The sequence below is a fragment of the Arcticibacterium sp. SM2516 genome (assembly GCF_057914865.1).
In genome coordinates this window covers 246,834-264,590 of the sequence record NZ_CP195290.1, presented here as the reverse complement: position 1 = coordinate 264,590, position 17,757 = coordinate 246,834, and the positions used below count along the sequence as shown (strand labels likewise).

The following is a 17,757-nucleotide window of genomic DNA, read 5'->3' as shown; positions in this document are numbered from 1 at the left end:
TTTTAGACCAAACACACCATGAGATACTTCATATTCTCTCTTTTTGTCAGCTTAACTACCTTTTCTCAGGAAACATTGACTTTTGAACAACCCAGCGGAACAACCATTTGGACGGAAAACGGATTACCTTGGCAGTTTATAGGAGGAACAGACGAAATCAAGGCATCGGCTCCAAAAAATGGATTTGCACATGGATATTCTGCATCAAATAGCAACTCTAAATTACATTTTTCTCAAAAGTTGAATTTAACTTCAATTTGGGTAAGTTATCAACATCCATTTGGACATACTGCTACCATTTTCGGTTATGATGATATTGGAAATGTAAAAATATCTATAAGCATAAATAATGCAGCCGGTTACCAAAACGTAAATTTAAATTGGACTGACATTAAGTCTATCAGCTTTTCTGTTCCTCAAATTATCGAGTTTGGCATGCCTGCATCTGATGGTTATATAAAATTTGATGATCTAGTTTATTCGTTATATTCGACAGCGTCTGATACAATTCCTCCAACTATTATTTGCCTTAACGATACCACCTCGTGTAATAGCTTTTTAATTCCTGATTTCTCTACTTTAATTTCGGCGTTTGATGCTATTACAGGTTCAAATGTAACTGTCACTCAAGATATACCAATTGGTACTTTAATTTCTAATGACACAATTATTATAGTTTCGGCAACAGACGAAGCAGGAAATACGGCTTCTTGTTCAATAAACATTTTTGTAAGCCATGAAAGTAGTTCCAATCAAAATATTACCGCACAAACAAGCTTTAAAGATGCTTTAGGTAATTTTCATTACCAATCAGAAACATTTCAAAATATAATTCCCAATTCCAATGGATGTGATAGTGTCATCACATTTAACCTAATTATAAATCAAATGCCCAACATTTTAAATTTTGATGTTGCCCCCAATTTAATCAGTTGGAACGAGGATGGATACAATTGGCACTGGCAAGATGGCGATGATAAAATTTTTAATGGAACTGAGGCTTATTCTGGAAACGGATATGGTAGAGCTGAAAGTGGTTCTTTTTCGAAACTAGTTTTTGAACAAGCACTTAATTTAAACCATATCTGGCTTCGCATTACAGGAGGTGCCACCATAGCAACTTCAACTATAAAAGGTTTTGATGAAAATGGAATCGAAACTTATTCTAAAACAGTAAATAACATTAATTCATACCAACAGACTTTACTAAATTGGACAAATGTTAGTTCTATTTCGTTTCAAATCCCATTTGAATTAATGCCAGACCCTGCTGAGCCTTCTGGCTATTTGCAGTCTAGTTTTTTCGCCTATTATGATGACCTAAATTATAGTATTTATTCTGCCCCTGAAGATAATACTCTTCCAATGATTAGCTGTATAATGAATCAAACGGAGTGTAATAGTTTTACTCTACCTGATTATACTACTGACGTTATGGCTTATGACGAATCGTCGGCAACCATAAGCTTAATTCAGAATCCCGTGGCTGGAACTACTATTACAGAAAATACTTTAGTCACTATTACCGCTACCGACGAAGCCGAAAATAGCAGTAACTGTACTTTTATGATTTATATTGACCAGAATTCTAACAGTTATAATTCAATTCGTGCTACCACCAGTTATAAAGATCATTTAGCTTCCTTTCATTATGCTTCGGAAGTGTTTTCATACACAAAACCTTCAACCCTTGGTTGTGATAGTTTGATCACTATTGATCTCACTATTAACCAAGATTTGGGTACATTGAATTTCGATGTTGAAAATTCACTTACAAATTGGACGGAAGATGGTCTATCATGGCATTGGCAAAATAATGTTGACAAGATTGAAAATGGCTCTAATACCAAAAATGGCATTGGTTATGGTAAAACGAGCAGTGGATCAAACGATAAGCTTATTTTTCCTGAGCCTCTTAATATAGAGTCTCTTTGGGTAAAATATCAAGGAAGCGGTATGTCTATGGAAGCATTTATATATGGATACGATATATCTGGAAGTCAAATTTATCAATCCACAATTAATTCCAACGTTAACTATCAACAAGTAAACCTTAGCTGGGAACAAGTAGCAAGCATTAGTTTTTCTGTCCCATACGATGAAATAATGGATCCGATGGATCCAATGATGAACATGTCTTTTCCTGTCAATTTATACTTTGATGAGTTGGCATATTCTTTTGGCACAACCTCAATCAACTGCCCTACAGTTCAAACCCTTATGTCAAACTTCTTTAATCCCTAATTATCTAAATTTGGTAACTATCAATGGTGATTATGCTGGTTATTCATTAAGCCAAGAACCTATGGAGGGCAGCAATTATCCATTCCTCAACTCTGTTTCTTTTTATCTATCAAATAGTTCTGATACCTTAGCCCAATGTTCGTTTGATATAAATCCAATTGAAGTATCAATAGATACTGTACAAATCACTAATTGTGAATTGTACAATTCCCCTATTGGCAACACATACACCGAAAGCGGCTGGTATTCAGACACTTTACAAAGTATTTATGGCTGTGATAGCATAATCGTTATTGACTTAAAAATAAAAAATAACTCTAGTTTCTCTGTTGATACCTCAGTAAGTAACTATTACTTTTCACCATTAGGAGTCATACATTTTCATTCTTCAAATTTTATAGAAACAATTCCAAATAACTCTGGCTGCGACAGCATAATCAATATAAACCTTACCGTCATTCATTTGAATCAAACCGGTATTTTAAACTTTGAAGAAATAACTGGTACTACAAACTGGGCTGAAGACTCCTACCAATGGATAATAAACGGAGGAACCGATAAAATAGTAAACCATTTATCTTATGCACATACAGGAATAGGATATGGGAAAAGTTCAAGCGGTAGTTCTTCTGAATTAGAATTTGAAAATCCGTTAAACCTTCAATCCCTTTGGGTCAAGTTCGATGCAGCAATGGCATTCGGCACTTCTATAATTGGTTTTGATAATCTCGGTCTACAGCTATACCGGCAAGAAATCAATCCAATATTCGATTATCAAAAATTAATTTTAAACTGGGAGGGTGTTTCTTCTATAAAGTTTAATGTTGCTTACGAAGATTTTCCAGATCCTTTTGACCCTACAATGACTATTCAAAACCCCGTAGACCTCTTTTATGATGATATGGCATATAGTTCAGTTATACCAGATACCATCCCTCCAATCTTACATTGTAATATAACTGATTCTATCTGTGCTGGTGGGTTGTTACCTAATTACATATCCCAAGCAACAATTTATGATAATGTAGGAATTGATAGTGTATATCAATTCCCTGCTTCCGGTAATTTCGTTCTAAATAACACCGAAATTAAGATAATTGCTATTGATTTAGCAGGGAACAAAGATTCTTGTTCATTTTGGGTCAATATAGTGAGTTCAACAAACTCTAGTATTTCAATTACTTCCTGCGAAAACTATATTTCCCCATCTGGTAAGTTATTTAGCTCATCCATGATGGTAAAAGATACAATTCAAAATTCGGCTGGTTGTGATAGTATTATCAACATTGATTTAACAATTATACAACAACCTTTTGCACCAATTAATTTAAGCTCGAATAAAACAGAGGCCTGTGCAGGAGAAGCAATTACTCTTTACGCCCAATGCGAAACAGGTATTGTGGAATGGTCAAATTATAATGGAACCAACATTTTAGCATATGCCGATTCTTTAATAATAAATTCGAGCAATGAGGGTATTGATGTAAGATGTGTTACAGAGCTTTGTGGTTCTAATCATTTGAAAGCAATTGGAGAAATATCAGAATTTGACAACAGGACACCTGCATTAAATATCACTTTTCATGACGACCCTGTCCCAGTTGTTTTACTTGCAAAAAATGAAATATGCATAGGTCAAACAAATAGTTTATTTGCGTCAGGCTGTGATGGAGATTTAGTTGTTTGGTCTACGGGATACATTGGTGATACGCTTGTAGTAAATCCAAGTTCAAACACCAAATATTCCGCAAGGTGTCAAGAAAGCATTTGTAATACAGAAGAATTCGAAATCATCGTTCATACCATGCCAGACAATTTACCTTTAATCAATTTCAGTTCTGCTACAGATACCATTTGTCCTGGTTCTAATATCATTGTATCAACTGGCAATTGTGGTTCGGGTGTATATCATTGGAACAATGATTTTTTAGACGGGGTAAATACTACAGGCTTCAGTCATAACCCCGATTCTAGTATGACTTTTAGTGTCTCTTGCGTTAATGGAACTTGTATCAGCATTCCAACAGAAAAAAGAGTTTTAGTTGAGACCCCTGAAGCTCCTTCAGTTGAATTAGCAATAGATTCTGTGAATTGTTACGGATCCTATAATACATTGAACTTTAAAGGTTGCTCCGCTGGAAAAGTGTTATGGAATTATGCAGGAGCAGGCGGATATAATTTTTCAGATATAGATAAAGAGGGCCATTCTTATGTCAATGTTTATGTCAACAAAAATGATACAGCTTCTATAGTTTATGTTTGTCAAAGGGAATTTTGCTTTTCAGTGGAAAAACAAATAGATCTAATATCTCCAGATTATATGCTTAACATTAGTGTGGATAGCAACGAACTATGTGTTGGACAATCTTTCCAACTGACTTATGATTTAGGATATGTCTTTCCTGAAAACAATGTTTTCAGATATGAGCTTTCTGATGCTAATGGGAAATTTGACTTTCCTATTATAATGGGTCAAAGTACAACACCAAACCAAACCGCTATTATGCTAAATTTCCCTCCTTCTATAGTGGGGGGATATTATTATAAGCTCAGAATCGTTTCCAATCTTTTACCATTAACTATTGAAACGAATAATTGTTTCAGCGTAGATTTAAATATTTTCGGAAATGGACTTCTTAAATTAAATTCTGATAGTCCATTTTTCTGTGTAGGAAACGCCTTTAATATATACACTTGGACCAATAGTTTCAATATTCAGGATGAAAGCTTATTTAAAGTAGATTTCTTTAAAAACGCTATTAATATTAATGCTGAAAATGAAAGTAATACCACTTATAATTATTCAAAAATCATTTCAGAAAACTCTGATGATGGTACATACCATTTTAAAGTTGAAAGACTATCTGATGGTTGTCAAACCTTAACAGATAGTTTGAAAATAGAGTGGACCACTAACCTCCCACCTTCCTTATTTGCCGATACACTTCTCATCAACAAAGGAAGTAATTTGTCGTTTCCGGCAACCTGTCAAAATGAAAGTAACTTAATGTGGTCTGGTAATAAATTCAGCTTTTTTAGCCCAGTAAGCTATGCTTTTGATGAAAACTATACACCAATAATTCTTCAAGACTCAACAATATTTTTAGCGTGCTTTAAAGGCAATTGCAGGAGTGATTATAGACAAGTAGAATATATTCTTAATGAAGAACTAAATCCTCCAACAATTCCAATATTAAGTATTGTGAATGATAGTATTTGTAATTCTTCTTACGAAACACAAAAAGTAGTAGCTAACGGTTGTAATGGAACTGTATTATGGTCTCCGGAAGTTAATTTTAGATACATCTTTGAAACCGATACGGAAGCCCCCTATGAGTTTGACAATGGAAATTACAAATTAAAAGAAATATACTCAGTGTGTGTAGAAAACGGTATATATTCTGACGGTATAGCACATACTAATATCTTTAGATACCCTAACCAAACCAATGAAACACCAAGCATTGAATCCCTTGAATACCTTTATGATGAGACTTCAAATACTGCTGGCACAGGTATTAAAATATACCCCGGCTCAAATGTTCATCTCAGTGCCTTACCATACGAATATCTTCCATATAGTGCTATCTCCCCTTATTGTTCGAATAGTGCGATAACTTGGTTTAACAGTCAAAATAACATTGTTGCCACAGGTGATTTTATCCAGAATAATGTTATTCAAAGCGATACCCTATATGTGGCATGTGTTTCAGATTCAGGCTGTGAAGATGGAAGAAAACAAGTTCTTATAGAAGTGGATAATTCAAAAGCACATATTTCTATAGTTAAAAATAATTACTCCATTTGTGGTAGCGGTGAAGCTCTTCTGCTAACCTCGGGTTGCCCCTCAGATAGTGTAAACTGGTTTGATAGTTCAAGTTTAACAAATCTCATTTTCACAGGTGCCAATTATTCTACTGGTTTTAAGTCAAATAACTCTGACACCAATAAAATTGAACAATACTTTGTCAATTGTATCATAGCCGGAGATACTTCAATAACTAAAACAATTTATTTAATTACGAGTCCATCACCTAATATTCCTATGGTACAGGATACTCTTGTACCTTGTAATTCTCAAACCATAAATGTAAAAGTACCAGAAGGTTGTAATTCTTCATACGAAGGAATTTTATGGAAAAACCCTTCTGTTCAGCAAAATGTTGATTACAGTAGTGGAGTGCCAAGCATTCTTATTTTCGATTACAGGTTTAACAATGAATCAAAAACATATGAAGTCGCCTGCAAAAATAAAATCTCTGGATGCGTTTCTGATGTTGAAACATATACAGTATCATACGACTGCTCCCCTCCTCCACCTCCTTCAGTCGAAATTCAAGAGTCGGTTTCGGTAAGCAATCAAGATAAGCCAAAAGACAGTAAAAGTATTTCCGAGAGTATTCCCGAATTTTGCATTGGGGAAATAGTGCATTTAAATGCTACCAGCTGCCCAAATGGTACTATATTTTGGAACGACGGTTTTGTGGGTGCCAACAGAAATTATGAAATGAAGAATAGCAACATTACACTTACAGCTGCCTGTTTTACTAAAAACTATCTAAAAAGCGACAATTCTAATCAGCTAAAAATAAATGCAAAACCTACCCCGTCATTTACTGTTTTGGATACACTTATAGCTGCCAATGCCGTAAATCTTATGGCGGATACGGTAGTATTTAATAACCAATTTCCACCCCAAACTAGTCTTGGTTATTTCACTGATGAGCAGTTTTCGATGACTCTTTCAAATCCTGAACTAGTCTTAGCCTCCGGAAAATATTACATCAAAGCAGAGGCACCAAATGGCTGTTTTGCTTCAGATGATGTAGTGGTGATTATAGACCCTTGTTTGTTCAAAATAGACCTGACCTCCTCCATAGATGACTATTCCTCTGGAAATCATATAAAAGAAACCAACCAATCCATCACGGCTAAAAACAAAATAAACGGTACATCACGTGTCATGTTTGACTCTAAAGTATCTATTCTTTTAAAACCTGGTTTTGAAAGCAAGCCACTTTCTCAGGGAATGTTTCAAGCCATTATTGGCGGCTGTGAAAACTAACCATTTTTATTATTCGGTAGTTTAAATCAGGAGCTTAGCCATTAACTTGCTTTCTGATTTAAACCTCAACTTTATGGCTAAATTTTACACATTTATACTCTTTTTCTTTCTTCTAAAAGTCTCATTTTCTCAAGATTTAGATTTATACAGGCTCTCCAGTGGAGCCGCCGCATATTCCGTAGGTTTTAACCCTGCCCAAATGGCAGATTCCAGACATAAATGGATGGTAAACCTTGGTAGCTTTGGTGTTAACACCATGAATACTCCGCTTTACAACAGCTATATTCCTTCCAGCAAAACAGAACTTAGACTTTCTAAAGAAACCTTCCATACGCAGAAGATTAATTTCCAAGGCCCTTCTGTGATGGTTCAGCTGCCCCGTAATAATGCATTTGCTATTAGTACCCACTATAGAAGCGGGCAAATCCTCAGCGGAAATTTTGGCGAGCTTTTTAATGGTCTTGAATCCGGTAGCAGCAATGAAGACTTAAGCGGCACATATAACGCTATTGGACTAAAGGAGATTGCCTTTAGTTATGCTCATCCTTATTCCTTCAAAGAGCACTTTATTAAAGGGGGACTAACGCTAAAGCTGGTATCTGCATATCAATCCATTAATTTATTATCACAAAATTTAATGGGTTCTGCTGACGCCAGAAATTCAACCTTCAGCGGAGATGTCTATGGCCGCGTAGGCTCGAATATTAACGCTCCCTTTAAAATAGGAGAGCTCCTAAAAAGTAAAAATCATGGAACTGGCTTCGACGTAGGGTTTATATATGAATACCGTCCAAAATTCCTTGACTATCAATATAGAATGAACGGCAAGGAAGAGTACGAGCCCGGTACTTCAAAATACTTGGCGAGGTTTGGTATAAGCTTTATTGACATAGGAAAATTCGATGTGCCTAAATCGTCAATTTCTAGAAGTTTTAATAATGAGAGTTTTGTTAATTCTAGCCTATCTGATGACCTCATTAGTGATTTACAGTATTTAGGACTTAAAACGGAGGCTCCAGACGAAGCCGGAGAATTTATATACTTACCTAGAAGAATGGTGCTACTCGCGGAAGTTAAATTAGGTCAAAAGGGCTGGCACTTTGGAGCTGTTTACAAAACGGCAAGCCAAAAAGCTAATCATGGCTTAAGCCCAAGTGGTTTATTGGCTTTATATCCCAGATTTGAGCAAGATGGCGTAGAATTTTCAGTTCCTTTTGTATTTCATCAAACCACTAAAAAAATGGGCATAGGCTTACACTTTAGAATTGCCTCTTTATTTTTTGGTACAGAGTCTATCAACGCCTTATTCCAATCAAACGCCCCTGCTCCTACTGTTTATGCAGGCTTTAACTTGGCAGGATTAGCCAAGAAAATCAAGGATTCTGATGGCGACTCCGTTTCAGACGCTAAAGATGTTTGTCCGAATGTTCCTGGTTTATGGACTTTTAAAGGTTGCCCAGATACAGATGGAGACGGCATAAAAAATAGTGACGACGATTGCCCAGAACATGCCGGCCCTAAAGAAACCAATGGTTGTCCAGACACAGATGGAGATGGTATTTTTGACAAATCTGATGCTTGTCCAGAAGTAGCAGGAATCGCAAGATTTAATGGCTGCCCAGATACCGATGGTGATGGATTACCAGATGATGAAGACGACTGTCCTCTGAAAGCAGGAGATGAAGAGTTTGGTGGCTGCCCAGATTCTGACGGTGACGGCCTTATAGACTCTCAAGACGAATGCCCTGAGTTACCTGGCGACAAACTCTTTAGAGGCTGCCCTGACTCCGACGGAGATGGTATTCCTGATAAAGACGATAACTGTCCAGAAGTAAAAGGGAGCTTAGAAAACAATGGCTGTCCAGATGCCGATGGTGACGGTGTCATTGATCAAAATGACGAATGCCCTGAGGTAATGGGTCTGGCAAGTTTGAACGGTTGTCCTGACTCTGATAAAGATGGTATAAAAGATAGTGAAGATAACTGTCCTGATGAAGCTGGCTCAGCCACTACGAATGGTTGCCCAGATACGGATGGAGATGGTATTATCAACAAAGAAGACTCCTGCCCTAACACTGCAGGTTATAAAAACCTTAAGGGATGTACACTGAGCACCTTTTTCACACCTTTTGCTGCTTTAAGTGAAGAGCAAAATAAATCGCTTTCGGACATCAGCAATCAAATCACACTACTAAATATTAACGAGCAAACGATAGCAGATTTAAAGGCAATAAATGAAACTTTAGAATTTCCAATGACCTTCAAAATTAAAGGAAACATGGCCAATACAGTGGAAAGCCTTCTGGGTTCTCCATTAAGAGACTCTGGTTTTGACCTAAAGGTAGAACAAAACCAAAGCGAGAAAAATGAATTTAGTTTTGAGCTTGAACTATAGAAATATGCGATATCTACTACTTCTATGCTTACTATTTCCTTCCATTAGCTGGGCACAGGAAAGAAAAAGATTACCAAGCCCCATAAATACACCCAAAAGTATTGAGTACGCTCCTTCTATTACGGCAGATGGCAAAACTATGGTGTACCAGTCTGACCAGTACGGCATTTATGTGAATGCCGCCAAAGGTGTACCCAATATTAATGCCGATGGCAAAACTGCTGAGATACTGGATGAATACGAGACCAAGTTTTTTGGCATATATGAAGTCAAGCTCCATCCCACAGGAGAATGGATGACGCCGCAGAATATAGCACCCATTAACCTTTATGCCAATGAAAACCTAACACCAATAATGGGTGGACCCAGTATCAGTTATGACGGCAATACCCTTTTCTTTTTTGCCAACTTTGGTAAAAATGGATACGGAAGGGAAGATATTTATATGTCGGAACGAAAAAAAGACAGTTGGACGAAACCACAAAACATTGGTTCAAATGTCAACTCCGATAACTATGAGGGCTTCCCATCCGTTTCTCCAGATGGAAAAAGATTATATTTTACCAGAGAAATATTAGGGAAAGTAGTAGAAGGAAAGCAATGCTACCGAATCATGGTTTCCGAAAAAGCTAGGAACGGAAAATGGCGTTCTCCATATGAATTACCTGAACCTATTAATGGTACTTGCGAGAAAGCTCCAAGAATATTGGCGGACGGTAAAACTTTGGTTTTTTCATCCATAAGAAAAGATGGAAGAGGAGATTTTGATTTATATAAATCCATCTTACAGGAAAATGGAAGCTGGTCAGCACCCATAAACTTGGAATTTGTTAACACTAAAAAGTCTGACCTCTTTGTATCTGTAAGTCCTTGTGGTGATTTAATGTATTATGTAAGCAATGGCGACATTTATACCACAGAAATTCCTGAATCTTTAAGACCTGCTCGAAGTGCCACTATACAAGGCTTTGTACTGGATTCCATCTCTAAACAACCCATAGAAGCCAAGGTGGTGGTGAAAGAAAAAGAAAGTACACAGATTATTGCCGTACTTGATAATAACCCTTCAGACGGTAGATTTACAGCCATTGTCCCTTTTGGAAAAAGTTATGAACTTTCTGTTAACCTTCCAGCGTTTTTCACGAGTTCTTATGAAATCAAAAATGAGCTTTTAGTTGACTGTGAGCCTATTCCGCTGAACTTTAATTTATCCAAAATACCCACTAGCACGGAAGAGAAAATAGCCTTGGTGAGCAATAACCCTAACAGTTATAATAACCCTACAAACATCTCAAAACCTAGTTCAGACACAGCACTTACTAATCAAGACTTAAGTATATCCGAAAATATAACGGCTACTGAGAAAAAAGAGTCATTTAAAGTGACGGAGTCGCCCAAAGCCATAACTCCTGCTTTGGAGGTGAATAAACCATTAATCTCATCTGTTAAAAAGGCAAATGCACCAATAGAAGAATTAGAACTCATAGCCGATTCACAAGAAACCGAGTCTGAAAAAATATCTGCCCAGGGAGAAAAAAGAGAGGGAGCCAAATTTGTTACCACTTATGCTTTGATTCTGAGAATTATCGACAAAGAAACAGGGCAATTCATTAGCAATCCAGATTTCAAATTAACTCGAAAAAGCAATGAGAACATTTCCCAGACGCCAATATTAAATGGCAATGAACATATTTTAAAAGTGAATGAAGGTGATGAATTTAACCTTCAAATAAATGCCAAAGATTATTTGCAATTTGAAGCCAAAATCCCTCCTATGAACTCTGACAAAAGAGTGACCGTGAAATTGGCACCAAAACTACCAAGTGCTTTAAAAATTAGCCTTCTAGATGCAGCAAACAATAAACCGCTTTCAGGAGAAATACTATTAGTATCTCATACGAAGCGTGACACAGTAAAAACTGCCATTAAAGATGGTCAACTTCAAATAGCACTTATTAAAAATGACCAAATTACGGTTATTGGTAAAGCTCAAAACTATTTTCCTCTTTCAAAAAGTGTAGATATTGAATTACCAGAAAATGGTAATAAGATCATCGATCTTGAGCTTAAACTCACCTTGGACGAATACACCCTTGAACTTTTAGCCACGGATTTAGAAACTGGAAGTGTCATACCAAATGCCGTTTTTTATGTTTTTGACGAAAACAATAATCGTGTTCTTCAACTCATTTCTGATGCCCAAGGAAAGGCTATCGGAAAATTGAATAAGAATGGTAAATACCGTATTCAATTGCTGGCAGATGGCTTTCAGAACTCAGAGCAAACTTTAAATAGCCTACTCCAAAACACACAAGTATTATTTAAGTCAATTCCCGCTAAGATTAAGAAACATGAAATAAAAGTTACTACCATTGATCGGTTTACGCAAGAAGAAATTTACCCTCAAGTATCTAGTAATAACACATCAAAAGGGAACGCCCCGTTTTTTATTCAAGGAACAGAAGGAGATAAATTTGAGATTGTACTCTCTGGAGAGAATATAAAGCCCGAAACTCATCAATTAATTTTTGAAGGAGACCTAATGGAAAGAGTGAGTACTACGCTGTTAGCACAGAAAAATGCTTATGATTTCTACTTTAGGATTATTGATAAGAAAAACAATAAAACACTTCCTAGGGCAGCTTTTAAAGTAACCGATTTGAAGACTAGAAAGACTATTCAAGAATTTGACAATGGTCAATTTGTAGCCAATCTAGAACCTGATAAAGAATACGTTCTTCAAGTAGACGAACCTGGCTTTCAACCTATTTCTCAAAGGCTTTTAGCTTTGGATTGGATAAAATCCGCAGAATTTGAAAGAGATATTTATTTAATAGAGAATTTAACCTCTTCATTAGCCGCAAATAATGAAGAAACAAGCACTCCCGAAGTTATTAAAAGTGTAACCTTCGGAGAAATAACAAGAGGAAAAAAAATAACGCTAGAAAATATCTATTTTGACCAAAGTAGCCCTGTTCTTAGAGAAGAATCCTTTGCCCAATTAGACGAGCTAGTTAAGATTCTTCAGGAAAATAAAGGTGTTAAAATAGAGGTGAGAGGTCATACAGATAATGGTGGCGACTTCTTTTTAAATGTGAAACTATCAAAAGATAGATGTCAGTCGGTTATCGCGTATTTAACAAAAAAAGGCATAAATCAAGATAGATTAACGGCTGTAGGACGAGGACCAATAGAACCCATAGCCGCTAACGACACTGAAGAAAACCGCAAGAAAAACAGACGCGTAGAATTTATGGTTTTATAAACCTTCACCTCAAAAACGGAATAAGGTTTACATTCATTTTATGAAGAGATTCTGGTAAATTGGCCTTAATCTCTTCTGCTAGAACATCTATCAATCTCCTTTTAACAAAATCCCTTTTGGTCACTAAGCTTACTTTGCGTACGGGCTTAGGGTCGGCAAACTGTTTTACATTTTTTAGCTGTGCCTCCGTAAGATGAATGGTAGCTAATTCGGGCAAAATAGTAATACCGAGATGTTTGTCTGCCAGGTATCGGAGTGTTTCTAAACTCCCGGAGGTGTATTCCACCTTATTGCCTTTGGTTTTTCTGAGCTCGCAAAACTTAATAATCTGTGACCGGAAACAGTGCCCTTCTTCCAGAAGAAGTAGTTCGTTGACGTCAATATCCTCGGTTAACAGGTATTGTTTATCAAAGTGCCTTGGCGTATAAACCACAAAAGATTCGCTATACAGCGGTATTTCCTTTAGCGTTTTATCGCTTTCTGGAGTGACCAAAATACCTACATCTAATTCTCCTTTGTCTAATTGTAATAAAATTTGCTCTGTAATAATCTCCTTAATTTTGAGCTTAACATCAGGGTATTTCTCAACAAACGACTGAATAAACAGCGGCAATAAATAGGGTGCAATGGTAGGGATCACTCCTACCCTCAATTCGCCTCCTAAGAAATTATTTGCTTCGCTAGCCATTTCCTCAAACCGCCTTACTTCTAAAAGAATCTTCCTGGCTTGCATTAGCATATGCTCTCCTGCGTCTGTAGGGCACACAGGCTGTCTACTTCTATCAAAAATCTTTAAACCTAACTCTTCTTCTAATTTCTGAATCATCATACTTAATGTAGGCTGGGTCACACTACATGCTTCTGCTGCTCTGGCAAAATGCCGATGCTGATCTACTGCTAATAAATACTCCAGCTGCTGTATATTCATCTCCTTTTTTTGTATCTTAAGCCTTAGCTTTTGATAAGTAATTTATTATCAAGTCTCAAAAGTAACATATAAATATTATCTATCTATTCATAAATAATATCAGTTTGACTTATCGCAAATAAGCCTCTACTTTTGAGCAACATAAAAAAAGAACAACAATCAATCCCGAATAGAAATGGCAAAAAGAATCACCACTTCCGCTGGAGCACCCATAGGAAGCAATCAAAAATCACTAACAGCAGGAAACAGAGGTCCTGTTTTATTACAGGATTATGAACTGATTGAAAAATTAGCTCATCAAAACCGTGAGAGAATTCCAGAAAGAGTAGTTCACGCCAAAGGCTGGGGTGCTCAAGGTACTTTTACTGTAACGCATGACATCACTAAATACACTAGAGCAAAAGTTTTCTCTGAAGTAGGAAAACAAACGCCAATGCTAGCCAGATTTTCTACCGTGGCAGGAGAAATGGGAGCTGCAGATACGGAAAGAGATGTGAGAGGTTTCTCTTTAAAATTTTACACCGAAGAAGGGAACTGGGATTTAGTAGGTAATAACACACCAGTATTTTTCATAAGAGATGGTTATAAATTCCCAGATTTTATTAGAACACAGAAAAGACATCCAAAAACTAACTTACGCTCTCCTGAAGCCATGTGGGATTTCTGGTCTCAGGTACCGGAATCATTGCACCAAGTAACCATATTGATGTCGGATAGAGGGATTCCTAAGGCACCAATGTTTATGAACGGATACGGTTCTCATACCTATTCTCTCTGGAACAACGATGGTGAGCGTTTTTGGGTGAAATTTCACTTCAAAACGATGCAAGGTCATAAACATTATACCAATGATGAAGCGGCTACGGTCATTGGTCAAACGCGTGAGAAATATCAAGAAGAGCTTTTTGGAACTATTGAAAAAGGTGAGTTCCCTAAATGGGCTGTTAAAATTCAAATAATGCCTGAAAAGGAAGCGGAACAAACGCCTTACAATCCTTTCGATTTGACCAAAGTTTGGCCTCATGGCGATTATCCTCTTATTGACGTTGGAGTTATTGAACTAAACAGAAACCCAGACAACTACTTCCAATATGTAGAAAATGCGGCCTATTCGCCTTCTAATAAAGTTCCTGGCATAGGTTTCTCTCCAGACAAGGTATTACAAGCCAGAATTTTCTCTTATGCTGATGCTCACAGATATAGATTAGGAACGCATTATGAGGCCTTACCAGCCAATGCCGCCTTATCAGAAGTTAACCATTATCATAAAGATGGCTCCATGCGTTTCTTCGACAATAACTCTGGTAATCCAGATGCTTACTACGAGCCAAATACTAAAGGTGGCCCAGTAGAGGATCCATCTGTTTTGGAACCACCGATGGGCATTGATGGCGATATTCAACGATACGAAGAAAATGACACTTTTGGTGAATTTAAGCAGCCAGGCGACCTTTTTAGACTATTTAATGACGACCAAAAAGAAAGGTTGTTCAATAATATAGCCGCAGCCATGGAAGGTGTTTCTATGGAAATTATTGAGCGTCAATTAGCTCACTTTGACAAAGCCGACCCTGCTTATGGTGCAGGAGTAAGAAAAGTCTTAGGAATTACACCTTTAGGCTCTTATTAATATTAAAAACCACATGAAAGGATAGCCAGTCTGGCTGTCCTTTTTTTTAATCAAATCACATGGATTTTTTCGATTTAATCAGGAAAGGAGAATTAGAACAAATTAAAGTCGAGCTAGACGCAAACCCAGCTCTTTTAGAAACTAAAAACGACAGAGGTTTTCCGCCATTAGTTCTGGCCACGTACTCAGAGCAGTTAGAGATTTCAGAATACTTTTTAGAAAAAGGTGCTAACATCAATGCTCTAGACGCTGCCGGAAATACGGCACTAATGGGCGTATGCTTTAAAGGCTACAAGGAGATTGTAGAAATGCTATTAAGCAAAAATGCGGAAGTGAACATTCAAAACAGTCATGGAGCCACGGCTCTTATTTATGCAAGCACCTTCGGTCAAACAGCTATTGCCAAGCTACTTTTAGCGGCTGGTGCAGATAAAACCAAGGTAGACGAAAGAGGAAACACCGCTTTTATGCATGCCAAGTTTCAAGGTGTAAAAGAGCTTCAAGCTATATTACAAGAAGCCTAAATATATTTTCTTCCATAAAAAAATCCGTGTCAATTTCTTCTTATCAAGATTTTAACACGGATTTTATTTTTTCAAACCTACGGCTTAGTAAAGATTATCTCCTTCTTCGTCGTCGTCAGCCAAGAATTTGCTTGGGTCAAAAAGGTTATCTAGTAAATCTTTAAATTGTAAGCCTTTATCCAAAGATTGTTTACTAATTAAAGAAAACTCTGCCAAACCATGCAAGGCAAATTCCATCATAAATAACTGCTGCTTACCTTTATATTCTGGATGCAATAAAACCACCAACTCCTTCAAGCCTTCAATGGCCCTTAACCTAGCCGAGTATTCTTTATCCGTAAAATCATTTAAAAGATCTATTTCGTTTCCTCCTGCAAACCATGAAGTAATTTCGGTATAAGGATTCTTAATACTCTTCTTTTTCTTTATAATTTCGGGGTCAGGGAAATACTTAAGAAACTCAGTTCTCACAGCTTTACCAATTAAGCTTTGAGCCACATAAACAGGTCCTTCCACTTCACCCTCGTATACCAATTCTATCTTTCCGTTTATAGCCGGAATAGCTCCATACAAGTCTCCTATTCTAGCATAGGTCTCCTTTTCTCCATTTATTAAAGACCTTCTTTCTGCCGAACTCATCAGGTTTTCATAAGCAGAAATAGTCATTCTGGCAGAAACACCAGATTTAGAGTCCACGTATTCACTTTGTCTTGCTTCTACGGCTACTTGCTCCACCAAATCCTTTAGAACCTCATCTGCTTCTATTTTCTCTTGCCCTTTTTTTACAACCGCCTCTTGCTCCGTAATTTTCCTGCCTATGGCGATAGATTTAGGATAGTGCGTTACTATTTGAGAATCAATCCTATCTTTCAAAGGGGTTACGATGCTACCTCTGTTGGTATAATCTTCAGGATTGGCCGTAAATAAAAACTGAATGTCAAGCGGCATTCTCAGTTTAAAACCTCTAATCTGGATATCCCCTTCCTGAAGAATATTAAATAAAGAAACTTGAATTCTAGCCTGTAAATCAGGCAATTCATTGATAACAAAAATACATCTGTTGGAGCGTGGTATTAATCCAAAATGGAGCACGCGTTCATCGGAATAGGGTAATTTTAGCGTCGCCGCCTTAATAGGATCCACATCCCCTATTAAATCTGCCACAGAAACATCTGGAGTGGCTAATTTCTCGTTATATCGGTCTTCTTTTGCTAGCCAAGCTATAGGTGTTTTATCCCCTTTTTCGGCTATTAAATCGTGGGCAAATCTTGATAATGGTGCCAGCGGATCATCATTTAGCTCAGAACCTTCTACTATCGGAATGTAATCATCCAACAGATTAACCATCAATCTGGCAATTCTAGTTTTAGCTTGCCCTCTTAATCCTAAAAGGTTGATGTGATGTTTAGACAAAATCGCCCTTTCTACATCTGGGATTACCGTATCTTCGAATCCCCAAATCCCTTCAAATACCTGTTCCTTATTTTTAAGCTTTTCTATCAAATTATCCCTTAACTCGTCTTTGATAGTTTTACTTTGATATTTACTTTTCTTGAGTTCGCCGAGTGTTTTAATTTTTAAATACAGAGGGTCAAAAGACATAATTATTATTCGAGGTTTTTATTCCATCTTAAAGTCCTGACGAAATACATTGTTAATACTTTTCCGAGTCTTATTTCTATTAACAGTTATAAAACCAATCTAAT

At 36.9% G+C, this 17,757-nt stretch carries 8 protein-coding genes; 6 read left to right on the top strand and 2 right to left on the bottom strand.

Annotated elements, in window-relative coordinates; all coding sequences use genetic code 11:
* Positions 1 to 18 precede the first annotated feature (18 nt).
* From ACSBFT_RS01140 to ACSBFT_RS01125, 4 genes are all read left to right on the top strand, one after another.
* Positions 19 to 2,244: an HYR domain-containing protein gene (locus ACSBFT_RS01140; protein ID WP_489602980.1), complete on the top strand. Its 2,226-nt coding sequence runs from the start codon at positions 19 to 21 to the stop codon at positions 2,242 to 2,244.
* Positions 2,162 to 7,309 carry a 3-coathanger stack domain-containing protein gene (locus ACSBFT_RS01135; protein WP_489602978.1) on the top strand — a complete coding sequence of 1,716 codons (5,148 nt, stop codon included), beginning with the start codon at positions 2,162 to 2,164 and terminating at the stop codon, positions 7,307 to 7,309. The genes ACSBFT_RS01140 and ACSBFT_RS01135 overlap by 83 nt, the downstream gene beginning before the upstream one ends.
* Before the next feature lie 73 nt (positions 7,310 to 7,382).
* Positions 7,383 to 9,704, top strand: coding sequence for a DUF5723 family protein (locus ACSBFT_RS01130; protein ID WP_489602977.1), 2,322 nt, complete (start codon positions 7,383 to 7,385; stop codon positions 9,702 to 9,704).
* 4 nt (positions 9,705 to 9,708) lie between these two features.
* The gene (locus ACSBFT_RS01125; protein WP_489602975.1) at positions 9,709 to 12,969 is read left to right on the top strand and encodes an OmpA family protein; all 3,261 of its coding nucleotides are present in this window, start codon (positions 9,709 to 9,711) and stop codon (positions 12,967 to 12,969) included.
* A gap of 4 nt (positions 12,970 to 12,973) precedes the next feature.
* Here the strand turns inward: ACSBFT_RS01125 and ACSBFT_RS01120 are convergent, their stop codons facing one another.
* The gene (locus ACSBFT_RS01120; protein ID WP_489602974.1) at positions 12,974 to 13,897 is read right to left on the bottom strand and encodes a LysR substrate-binding domain-containing protein; all 924 of its coding nucleotides are present in this window, start codon (positions 13,895 to 13,897) and stop codon (positions 12,974 to 12,976) included.
* 175 nt (positions 13,898 to 14,072) lie between these two features.
* Here ACSBFT_RS01120 and ACSBFT_RS01115 point away from each other — a divergent pair, with 175 nt between their 5' ends.
* Together ACSBFT_RS01115 and ACSBFT_RS01110 are read left to right on the top strand one after the other, a co-directional pair.
* Complete coding sequence (locus ACSBFT_RS01115; protein ID WP_463045035.1) at positions 14,073 to 15,527, top strand: catalase; 1,455 nt, start codon at positions 14,073 to 14,075, stop codon at positions 15,525 to 15,527.
* A 59-nt stretch (positions 15,528 to 15,586) separates the two neighbouring features.
* Positions 15,587 to 16,051 carry an ankyrin repeat domain-containing protein gene (locus ACSBFT_RS01110; protein WP_489602972.1) on the top strand — a complete coding sequence of 155 codons (465 nt, stop codon included), beginning with the start codon at positions 15,587 to 15,589 and terminating at the stop codon, positions 16,049 to 16,051.
* Between the two features lie 84 nt (positions 16,052 to 16,135).
* On the opposite strand, the gene ACSBFT_RS01105 is transcribed toward ACSBFT_RS01110, so the two are convergent.
* Positions 16,136 to 17,653, bottom strand: coding sequence for a magnesium chelatase (locus tag ACSBFT_RS01105; protein WP_463045037.1), 1,518 nt, complete (start codon positions 17,651 to 17,653; stop codon positions 16,136 to 16,138).
* Between the last annotated feature and the right edge of the window lie 104 nt (positions 17,654 to 17,757).